The organism is Nocardiopsis sp. LDBS0036 (assembly GCF_041228755.1).
Lineage (GTDB): Bacteria > Actinomycetota > Actinomycetes > Streptosporangiales > Streptosporangiaceae > Nocardiopsis > Nocardiopsis dassonvillei.
Map to the genome: position 1 here is coordinate 229,391 of NZ_CP141103.1, position 12,682 is coordinate 242,072.

The window sequence follows — 12,682 nt, forward strand, 5'->3', positions numbered from 1 at the left end:
GGTCATCCTATGAATTTCTGCGAGTCGCCTCCATGAGCGCCGGACCAGCCCCCCGCACCCCCGTGACGAGCGGCCCCGCCGCAGGCCGGACCGCCCCGAGCCGTCCACCGCGCGCGGCACTGCTGCTGCTCGCCGCCGGAATCGCCCTGGCGGCCCTGAACCTGCGCACCGCCATCACCAGCGTCGGCCCCGTGCTCGGCGAGGTCACCGCCGGGCTGGGCATGACCGCCGTCGGCGCGGGGATCCTCACCACCCTGCCCGTGCTGTGCTTCGCGCTCTTCGGCGGCCTGACCCCCGTCCTGGGCCGCCGCCTGGGCGAGCACCACCTGCTGGTCTACGCGCTCATCGCCCTCACCGTCGGCCTCGCCGCCCGGGCCGCGGCCCCCGAGCCGTGGATGTTCCTGGCCCTGAGCGTGGTGGCCCTGTCCGGCGGCGCGGTCGGCAACGTCATCCTGCCCGCCCTGGTCAAGGAGCACTTCCCCGACCGCGTGGGCCTCATGACCACCGTGTACACCACCGGCCTGGCGCTGGGCACCACCATCGCCGCCGCGGCCACCGTGCCCCTGGAGCAGTCCACCGGCGAGTGGCGCGCGGCCCTGGGCGCCTACGCCCTCTTCGGCGTCGTGGCCGCCGTCCCCTGGCTGCTGGTGCTGCGCCACGAGCCCGCGCGCGGCGACGCCTCCCAGGCACTGGGCTTCGGCCAGGTGCTGCGCACCGGCCTGGGCTGGCAGTCCGTCCTCTACTTCGGCACCCAGTCCTCGGTCGCCTACATCATGTTCGGCTGGTACGCGCAGATGCTGCGCGACCAGGGCATGGACGCCCAGACCGCGGGCCTGGCGCTGTCCTACCTCACCGTCCTGGGCATCCCCATGTCCCTGGTACTGCCCACGCTGCTGACCCGGACCAGCGACCAGCGCCCCTTCGTGCTGGCCTTCTCCGCCGCCTACCTCGTGGGTCTGGTCGGGCTGTGGTTCGCCCCGCTGTCGGGGGTGTGGGCCTGGACCACACTCGTGGGGATCGGCATGGGCAGCTTCGTCTTCGCGCTGACCGCCTTCGCGCTGCGCACCCGCACCGGGGCGGGGACGGCGGCGCTCTCGGCCGTCAGCCAGAGCCTGGGCTACCTCATGGGCGGGGCGGGGCCCTTCCTGTTCGGACTGCTGCGCGAGGTCAGCGGCGGCTGGCACGCGCCCCTGCTCCTGCTGGCGGTGCTGGTCGTGGTCAACCTGGCCACGGGCCTGTTCCTGGGCCGTCCCCGCTACCTGGAGGACGCCATCGCCGCCCGCGGCCTCACGAGGGCAGCCAGTCCAGACGGCCGATGAGGTAGACCGAGCCCACGAAGGCCACGACGTCGATGACCGTGTGCGCCACCACCAGGGGCATCACGCGTCCGTAACGCAGGTAGAACCAGCCGAAGACCAGCCCCATCACCAGGTTGCCGAAGAACATCCCGACGCCCTGGTAGAGGTGGTAGAAGGCGCGCAGCACCGAGCTGGCCAGCACCGCCTTCCACGGCGTCCACCCCAGCTGCCCCAGCCGGTGCAGCAGGTAGCCGACCACGATCACCTCCTCCAGGATCCCGTTCTTGGCCGCCTGGAGCACCAGGACGGGCACGTCCCACCAGTTCCCGGCCAGGGTGCTGGGCCTGATCGTGACCGTCAGCCCCAGCTGCCAGGAGACCACGTACAGCGCGAGGCCGCTCAGGCCGATCAGCGCGGCCAGCAGGGCGCCGGTGCCCAGGTCGAAGCCGGGGCGGCGCACGTCGAAGCCGATCGTGGCCGAGGAGTCGCCCGAGCGGCGCAGGAGGTAGGCCACCAGCAGCACCGGGACCAGGGCGTTGGCCAGCGCGAACAGCTGCCACGACAGGTCCAGCCAGGGGCGCTCCCGGTCCGCCCGGGGGCGCACCAGGCTGGCGGTCTGCTCGGCCAGTGACTGGGGCTCGGTGAGCACGCCGAGGAAGGAGATGGTCGCCGAGACCGCGGCGGCGCCCAGCGACAGGGCGAGCACGCACAGGATCTCCCAGCGCAGCAGGCCGCGCTCGACGGGGGCGGCGGGGGCGGGCGGCGCCCCCGCGGGCAGTTCGGCGTCCGGGGTGTGGGTCTTGTCGGTCACGCGTTGCAATGTACGCGCTGTCGGCGGGGGCCGGTGACCTGGGGGAGCGGGGCGGACCGAGGACGCGCCGGGGCGCGGCCCGGGGGCCCGCCCCGGCGCGTGCGGCCGCTGCGCGGGGGGCGGTCAGCCGTTGTCGTTGTTCTCCATGTCGCCCTCGCCGCCGTTGTCCTCGTTCCCGCCGTCGTCGTCCTCTCCGCCGTCCTGGTTGTTCTCCTGGCCGCCGTCGTCCTCGTCGCCCTGGTCGTCGCCCGGCGTGTCCACGGTCGGGGCGTCGGCCCCCTCGGGGTCCTCACAGGCCGCGACGCCGAACACGGCCACGGCGGCGATCGCCGAGCCCGCCAGCGCCCGGCGCAGGGCGGTCAGGGTCCGGCTGCTGATGTCCTCGAAGCTCATCGCTGACTCCCTCGGGTCGCGGCTCGTGCCGGGGGTCCGCCCGGGCCTGGGCGGCGGGCACGAGCCGGGTGTTATCCGTCCGTGACCCACACTAGGGCGTGTTCCGTGTCCGTGGCCAGGAAAGCGCGGAGAGTGACAGGCCGCGGTGTGGCGGGGCCGCGCCGTCCGGCGGACGGGGGGAGGGGCCCGAACGGGCGGGGAAGAGGGCCCTGTCCGGCTGCGGGTGCGGACCCCGGCCGAGGGGCCCGAACGCGCGGAGGAGGGGGAGGCCGACCCGCGCCGCCGTCCGGGCGAGCCCGCACGGCGGCGCGGGTCAACGGAGCGCGGGCTCAGTCGTCACCGTCATCGCCGTCGTCGTCCCCGTCATCACCGCCGCCGTCTCCGCCGTCCCCGCCGTCATCTCCACCGTCGTCTCCGTCGTCGCCCTGTTCGACGTCCACGTTGGGCATGAGGTCGTCGCAGGCCGCGGTGCCCAGGACCACGACGGTGGCCAGGGCGCCCACGGCGAGCACCCGGCGCAGTGCGGCCAGGGCGGTGAGGAGCGGTTCGAACGCCTTCAACATCTTCTAGCGAGGAACCCCGGCTGTTCATGGCCGGGAGGAATCGCTTCCCTCACCCGAACGGGCGGTTAGTCTGGGCGTTTTTGCTGGTCGATGTACTCCGCGATCACCGACAGCGGCGCGTCCCCACACGAGGCGGCGAAGTAGGACGGCGACCACAAGTGGTTGCCCCACAGGAACTGTCGCACGTGGTCGGGGAACTGCTTGCGCAGGTAGTGCGCCGAGGTGCCCTTGAGCCGGTTGACCAGTGTCGAGACAGGGAGTTTGGGCGGGTAGTGCACGAGCAGGTGGACGTGGTCATCCTCGCCGTTGAACTCGCGCAACTCAGCTCCCATGGTCTCGCACACCTGGTGCATGACCTGTTCGCAGTGGTTCAGCATCTGGTCGGTGAGGACACCACGCCGGTACTTGGTGACGAAGACAAGATGAGCTTGAAGGTCGGATACGACGCTTCTTCCACGCCTGACATTGGGATCTGGTTTCCACCTTGGTGACATGGATAAGACGGTAACCTGTGGGTGTGAAGATCGTTGTGCAGGTGAAGCTGCTCCCCGACTCCGCTCAGGAGGCGACGCTGTGGGAGACGCTGAAGTTGTGCAACCAGGCGGCCAACCGGGCCTCGCGGAGTGCGCACGAGTCCGGGGTGAAGGCGAAGACACCGTTGCAGCGGCTGGTCTACGACGACCTCAAAGCGATGGGGTTGTCCGCGCAACCGGCGATCCACTGCGCACGCAAGGTCGCCGGGGCCTATGCCACGCTGAAGGCCAACCTCAAGGCCGGAAACCACGGCTGTGAGGGGTCCAAGCGGCGTACCCGGGTGGAGAACACGCCGGTTCGGTTCCGAAAAGACGCCGCGCAGCCCTTCGACGACCGGTGCCTGTCCTGGCAGATAGACGCGCGCACGGTGTCGATCTGGACCGTGCACGGCCGGGTGAAGGGCATGGCGTTCGCGTGTTCACCGGACCAGGCCAAGGTGCTCACCGAGTTCCGCAAGGGCGAATCCGACCTGGTCAAGCGCGGCGACAACTGGTACCTGTACGCCACCTGCGAGGTTCCCGAGGCCGACGAGTACACCCCCGAAGGTTTCGTGGGTGTGGACCTCGGCATCGCGAACATCGCCACCACCAGCGACGGCACCGTTCACTCGGGCAAACAGGTCAACCAGGTCCGCCACCGCAACCGCCACCTCAGGCGCCGTCTCCAGAAGAAGGGAACCAAGTCCGCCAAGCGTGTCCTGCGCCGCCTCTCGGGCCGCGAGGCGCGGTTCGCGGCCGATACCAACCACCGCATCGCCAAGCAGATCGTGACCGAGGCTCAACGCACCTCACGGGGTGTCGCCCTGGAAGACCTGGGCGGCATCCGCAAGAGGGTACGGCTACGCAAGCCCCAGCGGGTCACGCTGCACTCCTGGTCCTTCGCTCAACTGGGCGCTTACATCGCCTACAAGGCGAAACGGGTCGGAGTGCCGGTGGTGTACGTGGACCCGGCCTACACCTCCCAGGGGTGTAGCGCGTGTGGCCACGTCGACAAGAGGAACCGGCCGAGCCAGGCCACTTTCCGATGCACGTCGTGCGGTTTCGCTGGGCACGCCGATGTGAACGCGGCCCGCAACATCTCCTCCAGGGGTGTGGCGGGCTGGGCAGTGAGTCACGCTGCCGACGACGCGGCCTGAAGCACACCTGCCAGGTGTGTGGAAGAGCTGCAAGCTCGGTCCTTCAAGGCCGAGAAGCTGACGCCAGACCTCCGGATCTGCGGGCGGGCCGCGGGGGCGCGGCCCCGTGCAGCGGCCAGCCTAGGACCTGGTCGCGCGGGTGGTCGGGGCGCCCCCGTCCCTGCGGGGGCCGGGCCCGCGCCCGGGGAGGCCGGCAACGGACACGGCGGACGCCGCGCACAGGACGAGCCGCCGGCCATGCGCGTGTGACACGGAGCGCGCATGGCCGACGGCTAGGGGGCGGAGGCCGCCCGCCCCGCCCCAGCCACGAAAGCGGGGAGGGACGGCCTCCTGGGAACGAAGACCAGTGTCAGTGAGCCGCTGAGAACTGGTCTTCCTCGGTGGAGCCGGTGAGAGCCGTGGTGCTGGCCTCGGGGGAGATGGTCGTGCTGATGGAGTCGAAGTAGCCGGTGCCGACCTCGCGCTGGTGGCGGGTGGCGGTGTAGCCCTGCGACTCGGCCGCGAACTCGGCCTCCTGGAGCTCGACGTACGAGGTCATCCCGTTCTGGGCGTAGCCCTTGGCCAGGTTGAACATCGAGTAGTTGAGCGAGTGGAAGCCCGCCAGGGTGATGAACTGGAACTTGTAGCCCATGTGGCCCAGCTCGCGCTGGAACTTGGCGATGGTCGCGTCGTCCAGGTGGCGCTTCCAGTTGAAGGACGGCGAGCAGTTGTAGGCCAGCATCTGGTCCGGGTACTCGGCCTTGATCCGCTCGGCGAAGTCGCGGGCCACCTCCAGGTCGGGGGTGGCGGTCTCCATCCACAGCAGGTCCGAGTGCGGGGCGTAGGCCAGGCCGCGCGCCACGCAGGCCTCGACGCCGTTGCGGAAGCGGTAGAAGCCCTCGGCGGTGCGCTCGCCCGTGATGAAGGGCTGGTCGCGCTCGTCGACGTCGCTGGTGATCAGGGTCGCGGCCTGGGCGTCGGTCCGCGCGATGACCAGGGACGGGACACCGGCGACGTCCGCGGCCAGGCGGGCGGCGTTGAGCGTCTTGACGTGCTGCCCGGTGGGGATGAGGACCTTGCCGCCCAGGTGGCCGCACTTCTTCTCGGAGGCCAGCTGGTCCTCCCAGTGCACGCCCGCCGCGCCGGAGGCGATCATGCCCCGCATCAGCTCGTAGGCGTTGAGGACGCCGCCGAACCCGGCCTCGGCGTCGGCCACGATCGGGGCGAGCCACTCGGGCGCGCTGTCGTCGCCCTCGGCCCAGGTGATCTGGTCGGCGCGCATCAGCGCGTTGTTGATGCGGCGGACCACGGCCGGGACCGAGTTGGCCGGGTACAGGCTCTGGTCGGGGTAGGTGTTGCCCGAGAGGTTGGCGTCGGCCGCGACCTGCCAGCCGGAGAGGTAGATGGCCTTCAGTCCGGCACGGACCTGCTGGACCGCCTGGTTGCCGGTGAGGGCGCCGAGGGTGTTGACGTAGTCCTCGGTGCGGAGCAGGTCCCACAGGCGCTCCGCGCCGCGGCGGGCCAGGGTGTGCTCCTCGGTGACCGAACCGCGGAGCTTGACCACGTCGTCGGCGGAGTAGGTGCGCTCGATACCGGCCCACCGGGGGTTGGTCTCCCAGTCGCGCTGGAGTGCGGCGCTGGCTTCCTGTCGTCGAGCGCTGGTGCCCATGTTCGATCCCGCCTTACGTGTAGTCCCCAAGTGTTCGCACCGGTCGAGAAGGCCGGGTCAGAGCCAGGGGGTGAGCCCTGAGCGGTAAGTTCCCCGCCGGTAACTAGATTCTTGGGCAACTTCCGAGGCTTTTCCATGGGAAATCTTGCGAAGATCGACGTTTCTTTCCGTACTATGAAGCCATGGCGTACTTTGGTGCTGAAGAAATACCGTCTTTGACAGGTGACCTGGATCTCGTCACCTTTGGTCAGCGGCTCCGCCACCTACGGCGGGCGCGCGGCCTCACCCTCTCCGACCTGGGCGAACGCGTCGGCCGGGCCCCCTCCCAGCTCTCCCTGCTGGAGAACGGCAAGCGCGAGCCCAAGCTCTCCCTCCTCACCTCCCTGGCCTCGGCACTGGGCGTCTCGGTGGAGGAGCTGCTGTCCAAGCAGCCCCCGAGCCGCCGCGCGCAGCTGGAGATCGCGGTCGAGGAGGCCCAGCGCGACACGCTCTACCAGGACCTGAACCTGCCGCACCTGAGGATCGGCAAGCGGGTCCCCAACGACGTGCTCGAACACATCGTGGGCCTGTACGGGGAGCTCCGGCGGCGCAGCGCCAAGCCGACGGCCACCCCCGAGGAGGCCCGCCGGGCCAACGCCGACCTGCGCCGCCAGATGCGCGAGCGCGGCAACTACTTCGAGCACATCGAGAAGGCGGCGGCCCAGACCCTCGACGCCGTCAACTACACCGCGGGGGCCCTGTCACAGGGGCAGATCCTCGCCATCGCCACCCACCACGGGTTCTCCCTCAAGTACGTGCAGGACCTGCCCCGCTCGGTGCGCTCCCTCACCGACCACGTCAACCGGCGCATCTACCTCAAGCGCGAGACCACGCTGGGCATGCACAGCCCGCGCACGATCCTGCTCCAGACCCTGGGCCACGTCGTGCTGGGCCACGGCAGGCCGCGCGACTTCGGCGACTTCCTGCGCCAGCGGGTGGAGGCCAACTACTTCGCCGCCGCGGTCCTCATCCCCGAGTCCACCGCCGTGCGCTACCTCCAGGAGGCCAAGCAGGCCCGCGACCTGTCGGTGGAGGACCTGCGCGACGTGTACTCGGTCTCCTACGAGATGGCCGCGCACCGGTTCACCAACCTGGCCCACCGCCACCTGGACCTGGTCTGCCACTTCATCCGCAACGACGAGACCGGCATCATCTACAAGGCCTACGAGAACGACGGCCTCGTCTTCCCCACCGACGACACCGGGGCCATCGAGGGCCAGCGCATGTGCCGCCAGTGGTCAGGGCGCCAGGTCTTCGCCTCGCCGGACCGCTACTCGATCTACTACCAGTACACGGACAAGCCCAACGGCACCCACTGGTGCGTGGCGCACGTGGACCCCAGCCGCGAGCGCAACTTCGCCATCACCCTGGGCGTGCCCTACAAGGAGTCGCGCTGGTTCCGCGGTCGCGAGACCACCAACCGCACCAAGTCCAACTGCCCCAGCGGCGAGTGCTGCGTGCACCCGCCCGCGGACCTGGCCGCGCGCTGGGAGGGCAACGTGTGGCCGTCGGCCCGCGCGCACTCCCACGTGCTCTCGGCGCTGCCCTCGGGGACCTTCCCTGGCGTGGACGAGCACGACGTCTACACCTTCCTGGAGAAGCACAGCGCCGACTGAGCGACGGGCCCGGCGGGGGACGCGGAGAGGGGGGTCGGCGCGCGCCGACCCCCCTTTTTTCCGCGCGTGCCGCCGCGCGGCGGACCGCCGGGGCCTCAGCGCACCGGCAGGCCCGTGACGGCGCGGCCGATGATGAGCTTCTGGATCTCGCTGGCCCCCTCGAAGATGGTGAAGATCGTGGCGTCGCGGTGCCAACGCTCCACAGGGTAATCACGCGTGTACCCGTTGCCACCGAGGATGCGCACCGCGTTCTGGGTGACGAACGTGGCGGTCTCGCTGGCGTAGAGCTTGCTCATCGAGCCCTGCGCGCTGTCGAAGTCCTTGTCGTTGCGCGCCATCCACGCCGCGCGCCACACCAGCAGGCGGGCCGCGTCGATGCGGGTGGCCATCTCGGCCAGGGTGAAGGCCACGCCCTGGTTCTCGCCGATCGGACGGCCGAACTGCTCGCGCTGGGTGGAGTAGTCGCGGGCGTACTCGTAGGCGGCGCGGGCGCAGCCCACCGCCATCGCGCCGACCGTCGGGCGGGAGGCCTCGAAGGTCTTCATGGCGGCCTGGCCCTTGGACCCCCTGCCCTCGCGGGCGCGGGCCAGGCGCTCGTCGAGCTTGTCCTTGCCGCCCAGCAGGCACGAGCCGGGCACGCGCACGTCGTCCAGGACCACCTCGGCGGTGTGCGAGGCGCGGATGCCGTGCTTGGCGAACTTCTGCCCCTGGCTGAGCCCGGGCGTGTTGGGCGGCACGATGAACGTGGCCTGCCCGCGCGAGCCGAGCTCGGGCTCCACCGAGGCGACCACGACGTGGATGTCGGCGATACCGCCGTTGGTCGCCCAGGTCTTGGTGCCGTTGAGCACCCACTCGTCCTTGACCTGGTCGTAGACGGCGCGGGTCCGGATGGCCGAGACGTCGCTGCCCGCGTCGGGCTCGGAGGAGCAGAACGCGGCGAGCCGGATGTCGTCGGGGGTGCCGAACATCTGCGGCGTCCACTCGAAGAGCTGTTCCTGGGTGCCGTTGGCGGCGACGGACACCGCGGCCAGGCCGGTGCCGGTGATGGCCAGGGCGATGCCCGGGTCGCCCCAGTACAGCTCCTCGAAGGCCACGGGGATGCCGACGCCGCTGGGCTCCAGCCACTGGTTGGCGAAGAAGTCGAGGGAGTACAGGCCGATCTTGGCGGCCTCCTGGATGATCGGCCAGGGGGTCTCCTCCCGTTCGTCCCACTCGGCGGCGGCGGGGCGGATGACGTCGGCGGCGAACCCGTGGGTCCAGTCCCGGACCTCGCGGACGTCCTCGCTCAGTTCCAGGCTGAAGCCGGGCGCGGTGGCCTCACTCATGCGCTCACATCCTTTGTCGGGGGCCCTCCGGGGGAGGGGGTCAGTATGTGTTACCAACGGTAACAGTTGACTTCGCCTGCCACAACGCCGTGCCCGAGCGTGGGGCGCCCCGGGCTCCTTTGGGCCCTGACGGCGTTCGGTGGCGGAGCGTCCCTTCCGGCCCGGGTGCCCTGCGGTGCGCTCCGGAGCGTGACCGGGCGGTCGAGCGTCCCGGAGGCCGGGGCCGAGGCGGGAGGCGGACCGCCGATCCCCACCTCCACGGCACACGCCGACCGGGAGGGGTGGCGGGGGCGGACCGGGACGCCTGGCCGGTCCGGACATCCGACCTCTAATCTGGCTCGCATGAACGCCACCGCGGGCAACGGCGCCCCCACCCTCACCATCCCCATCGGATACAACGGCCCCGACGGTTCGGGCAACGGCGGCTACACCGCCGGACTGCTCGCCGCGCGGCTCACCTCCGTCGGCGGACCGGCCGTGCGGGTCACCCTGCGCACCCCGCCGCCCCTGGGCCGCCCGCTGACGGTGGAGAGCGGCCCCGAGGGCGCCCTGCACCTGACCGACCCCGGCGCCGGGGAGGACGCCCGCCTGGTGGCCGAGGCGGTGACCGCCGACCTCCCCCGTGACTCCGCCATTCCCGGCGGCCCCGTCACCGTGCCCGAGGCCCGCGAGGCCGAGGAGCGCTACGCGGGCCTGACCGACCACCCCTTCCCGCGCTGCTACAGCTGCGGCCCCGAACGCGCCGAGGGCGAGGGCCTGCGCCTGTTCGCCGGTTCCGTGCGCCCGGGCACCGGCCCCGACGGGGTCGGCAACACCGTCGCCTGCGCCTGGACCCCGCACCCGTCCCTGGACGAGGGCTCCGACGCGGTCGGCCCCGCCCAGGTGTGGGCCGCACTGGACTGCCCCGGCGGCTGGTCCAGCGCCATCTCCGGCCGCCCCGCCCTCCTGGGCCGCATCACCGTCCGCGTGGACGAGCTGCCCAGGATCGGTGAGGCCCACGTGGTGATGGGGTACCTGGAGGCGGTCGACGGCCGCAAGATCACCACCGCCAGCGCCCTCCACGACGGCGAGGGCCGCCTCCTGGCCCTGGCGAGGGCCACCTGGATCGCGCTCCGGGCCTGATCCGGGGCTCCGCGAGCCGCTACGGTGAACCCTTGTGGCACTCGAACGCGCGCGGCCGGCCGCGCTGACCGACAGCAGTGACGCCTCCGGCGCGCCCGCGCCGCAGGCCTCGGCCCCGCGCGGAGGGCGGGGCGCGCGCGGACGCGACCCCGAGCGGCGCCGCGCCATCCTGGACGCGGCCGACCGGGTGATCCAGCGCGACGGCCCGGACGCGTCGATGGTGGTCATCGCGGCCGAGGCCGGGATCAGCAAACCGATCCTGTACCGGCACTTCGGTGACAAGGGCGGCCTGTACCGGGCACTCGCCCGGCGCCACGTGGACCCGCTCATCGAGCGCATCCGCGAGGAGCTGCACCAGCACACCGAGTTCGAGGTCCGGGCCCGCGCCACGGTCGGCGCCTACCTGTCGATGATCTCCCAGAACCTCAACCTCTACCGGTTCCTGATGGACCGGGCCACCTCCGAGGACTCCCGGACCCGCGGCGACCTGGGCATGATGGTCCGCCGCCTGGGCGAGGAGCTCGCCGACCAGCTCGTCGCCGAACGGCGCGTCGGCGACCGCCCGCGCTCCCAGATCGTCGCGCACGCCGTCGTGGGCATGGTGCAGGCGGCGGGGGAGTGGTGGCTGGAGCACCCCGAGGTCGGCGAGGAGGAGATCATCGACGACCTCACCGCCGCGGTGGTCGGCGCCATCCGCGCCGGCGAGACCTAGACGGTTTTTTCGTTCCCTCCCTTGACCTGGAGTGCGCTCCAGGTCCCATGCTTTCTGTTCATGAGGGACTACTACACGCCGGGCCAGGTCGCGCAGCGCTTCGACCTCACCCTGGACACCCTGCGCTACTACGAGAAGGCGGGGCTGCTGCGCCGGGTCGAGCGCTCTCCCAGCGGGCACCGCCGCTACCGGGCCGACGACGTCGAACTGCTCGACATGATCCGGTGCCTGCGCGAGACCGACATGCCCATCGTCCGGCTGCGCGAGTTCGCCGAGCTCATCCGCGAGGGCGAGCACACCGTTCCCGACCGCCTGGACCTGCTCCAGGGCCACCAGGAGCGGCTGGACGAGCGCATGGAGGAGATGCGCCGGTGCCAGACGGTGATCCAGCACAAGATCGACTACTACCGCGGCGTGCTCGCCGCCCGCGCCCCCGAACCCCTCAAGGAGACCTCCTGATGCGCTACACCACCATCGGCGACCGCCGCGTCAGCGCCCTGTGCCTGGGCGCGATGAAGTTCGGCAGCGAGACCGACGACGCCACCTCCGCCGCGCTGCTCGACCGCTTCGTGGCGGCCGGGGGCACCTTCGTGGACACCGCGGACTGCTACCAGTACTGGGTGGAGGGCTTCGAGGGGCACGAGAGCGAGACCTTCCTGGGCCGCTGGCGGCGCGAGCGCGGCGTCACCGACGAGGTGGTCATCGCCACCAAGCTCGGCGCGCAGCCCACCGTGCCCGGCACCGGCGCGGAGACCAAGGAGGGGCTGTCGGCGCGGGCCGTGGCGACGGCCGCCGAGCGCAGCCGCGAGCGCCTGGGCATGGACCGCCTGGACGTGCTCTACGCCCACAACGAGGACCCCAGAACCCCGCTCCCGGAGACCCTGGAGGCCTTCGCCGCCCTGGTCGGCGAGGGCGCCGTCTCCCACCTGGGGCTGAGCAACCACCGCGCCTGGAAGCTGGAGAGGGCCCGCGCCGTCACCGAGGCCCGGGGGTGGCCGCGCCCCCGCGTGCTCCAGTACCGGTACAGCTACCTCCAGCCCCGCCTCGACCTGCCGCTGCGGTCCGCGGGCCACATGCACGCCACGCCCGAACTCCTGGACTTCGTCCGCGCCGAGGCCGCAGAGGGCCGCGAGTACACGCTGGTCGCCTACACCTCGCTGCTGTGGGGCGCCTACACCCGTCCGGAGAAGGCCGCCGAGCTGGACCGGGCCTACGACCACCCGGGGACCCCCGCCCGCCTGGCCGTCCTGGACGAGGTCGCCCGCGAGACCGGAGCCACCCGCAACCAGGTCGTGCTCGCCTGGCTCATGGGCAGTGACCCGAAGGTGGTGCCGCTGGTGGGGGTGAGCTCCCTGGAACAGCTGGACGAGGCGATCGAGGCCACCGACCTGGTGCTCAGCGACGAGCAGTGGAGGCGCATGGCCGAGGCGGGGTAGCCGGTGGCCGACGGAGAGGGCCGGGCCGCCGCGTCGTCCGCAGGGTGAGG

Annotated in this window: 13 protein-coding genes; 7 read left to right on the forward strand and 6 right to left on the reverse strand. The window is 71.5% G+C overall.

Annotation, left to right across the window (positions count from 1 at the left end; all coding sequences use genetic code 11):
* The first annotated feature begins 32 nt into the window (after positions 1–32).
* The gene (locus UIS43_RS00835) at positions 33–1,319 is read left to right on the forward strand and encodes a CynX/NimT family MFS transporter (protein ID WP_370012179.1); all 1,287 of its coding nucleotides are present in this window, start codon (positions 33–35) and stop codon (positions 1,317–1,319) included.
* Here UIS43_RS00835 and UIS43_RS00840 read toward each other — a convergent pair.
* From UIS43_RS00840 to tnpA, 4 genes are all read right to left on the reverse strand, one after another.
* The gene (locus UIS43_RS00840) at positions 1,288–2,109 is read right to left on the reverse strand and encodes a CPBP family intramembrane glutamic endopeptidase (protein WP_013152463.1); all 822 of its coding nucleotides are present in this window, start codon (positions 2,107–2,109) and stop codon (positions 1,288–1,290) included. The two genes, UIS43_RS00835 and UIS43_RS00840, sit on opposite strands and share 32 nt — an antisense overlap.
* A gap of 123 nt (positions 2,110–2,232) precedes the next feature.
* Positions 2,233–2,502, reverse strand: a complete 270-nt coding sequence (locus UIS43_RS00845; RefSeq protein WP_013152464.1) for a hypothetical protein — start codon at positions 2,500–2,502, stop codon at positions 2,233–2,235.
* A gap of 329 nt (positions 2,503–2,831) precedes the next feature.
* Positions 2,832–3,065 (reverse strand): DNA primase, encoded by a 234-nt coding sequence (locus UIS43_RS00850; protein WP_370012181.1) that lies wholly within the window; start codon positions 3,063–3,065, stop codon positions 2,832–2,834.
* Positions 3,066–3,130: 65 nt separating this feature from the next.
* Positions 3,131–3,559: an IS200/IS605 family transposase gene (gene tnpA, locus UIS43_RS00855; protein WP_013152466.1), complete on the reverse strand. Its 429-nt coding sequence runs from the start codon at positions 3,557–3,559 to the stop codon at positions 3,131–3,133.
* Between the two features lie 23 nt (positions 3,560–3,582).
* Between tnpA and UIS43_RS00860 the strand changes: the two genes are divergently transcribed.
* Positions 3,583–4,734, forward strand: a complete 1,152-nt coding sequence (locus UIS43_RS00860; RefSeq protein ID WP_041552510.1) for an RNA-guided endonuclease TnpB family protein — start codon at positions 3,583–3,585, stop codon at positions 4,732–4,734.
* 349 nt (positions 4,735–5,083) lie between these two features.
* Here UIS43_RS00860 and aceA read toward each other — a convergent pair whose 3' ends face one another.
* Complete coding sequence (gene aceA / locus UIS43_RS00865) at positions 5,084–6,382, reverse strand: isocitrate lyase (RefSeq protein ID WP_013152468.1); 1,299 nt, start codon at positions 6,380–6,382, stop codon at positions 5,084–5,086.
* Between the two features lie 215 nt (positions 6,383–6,597).
* On the opposite strand from aceA, the gene UIS43_RS00870 reads away from it, so the two are divergent.
* Positions 6,598–8,037: a helix-turn-helix domain-containing protein gene (locus UIS43_RS00870; protein WP_071621817.1), complete on the forward strand. Its 1,440-nt coding sequence runs from the start codon at positions 6,598–6,600 to the stop codon at positions 8,035–8,037.
* Between the two features lie 95 nt (positions 8,038–8,132).
* Here the strand turns inward: UIS43_RS00870 and UIS43_RS00875 are convergent, their stop codons facing one another.
* Complete coding sequence (locus UIS43_RS00875) at positions 8,133–9,362, reverse strand: acyl-CoA dehydrogenase family protein (RefSeq protein ID WP_071621818.1); 1,230 nt, start codon at positions 9,360–9,362, stop codon at positions 8,133–8,135.
* A gap of 342 nt (positions 9,363–9,704) precedes the next feature.
* Here UIS43_RS00875 and UIS43_RS00880 point away from each other — a divergent pair, with 342 nt between their 5' ends.
* From UIS43_RS00880 to UIS43_RS00895, 4 genes are read left to right on the forward strand one after another with little or no spacing between them, the layout of a single operon-like run.
* Positions 9,705–10,484, forward strand: coding sequence for a hypothetical protein (locus UIS43_RS00880; protein ID WP_358171062.1), 780 nt, complete (start codon positions 9,705–9,707; stop codon positions 10,482–10,484).
* Positions 10,485–10,518: 34 nt separating this feature from the next.
* Positions 10,519–11,196 carry a TetR/AcrR family transcriptional regulator gene (locus tag UIS43_RS00885; RefSeq protein ID WP_013152473.1) on the forward strand — a complete coding sequence of 226 codons (678 nt, stop codon included), beginning with the start codon at positions 10,519–10,521 and terminating at the stop codon, positions 11,194–11,196.
* Between the two features lie 60 nt (positions 11,197–11,256).
* Positions 11,257–11,655: a MerR family transcriptional regulator gene (locus tag UIS43_RS00890; RefSeq protein ID WP_013152474.1), complete on the forward strand. Its 399-nt coding sequence runs from the start codon at positions 11,257–11,259 to the stop codon at positions 11,653–11,655.
* Complete coding sequence (locus UIS43_RS00895; RefSeq protein ID WP_013152475.1) at positions 11,655–12,632, forward strand: aldo/keto reductase; 978 nt, start codon at positions 11,655–11,657, stop codon at positions 12,630–12,632. Before UIS43_RS00890 ends, UIS43_RS00895 begins: the two co-directional genes overlap by 1 nt.
* Positions 12,633–12,682 lie beyond the last annotated feature (50 nt).

Coding starts and splice junctions, on each gene's coding strand:
- UIS43_RS00835 (WP_370012179.1), top strand. CDS start 33: ATGAGCGCCGGACCAGCCCCCCGCACCCCCGTGACGAGCGGCCCCGCC.
- UIS43_RS00890 (WP_013152474.1), top strand. CDS start 11,257: ATGAGGGACTACTACACGCCGGGCCAGGTCGCGCAGCGCTTCGACCTC.
- UIS43_RS00875 (WP_071621818.1), bottom strand. CDS start 9,362: ATGAGTGAGGCCACCGCGCCCGGCTTCAGCCTGGAACTGAGCGAGGAC.
- UIS43_RS00880 (WP_358171062.1), top strand. CDS start 9,705: ATGAACGCCACCGCGGGCAACGGCGCCCCCACCCTCACCATCCCCATC.
- tnpA (WP_013152466.1), bottom strand. CDS start 3,559: ATGTCACCAAGGTGGAAACCAGATCCCAATGTCAGGCGTGGAAGAAGC.
- UIS43_RS00850 (WP_370012181.1), bottom strand. CDS start 3,065: ATGTTGAAGGCGTTCGAACCGCTCCTCACCGCCCTGGCCGCACTGCGC.
- aceA (WP_013152468.1), bottom strand. CDS start 6,382: ATGGGCACCAGCGCTCGACGACAGGAAGCCAGCGCCGCACTCCAGCGC.
- UIS43_RS00895 (WP_013152475.1), top strand. CDS start 11,655: ATGCGCTACACCACCATCGGCGACCGCCGCGTCAGCGCCCTGTGCCTG.
- UIS43_RS00845 (WP_013152464.1), bottom strand. CDS start 2,502: ATGAGCTTCGAGGACATCAGCAGCCGGACCCTGACCGCCCTGCGCCGG.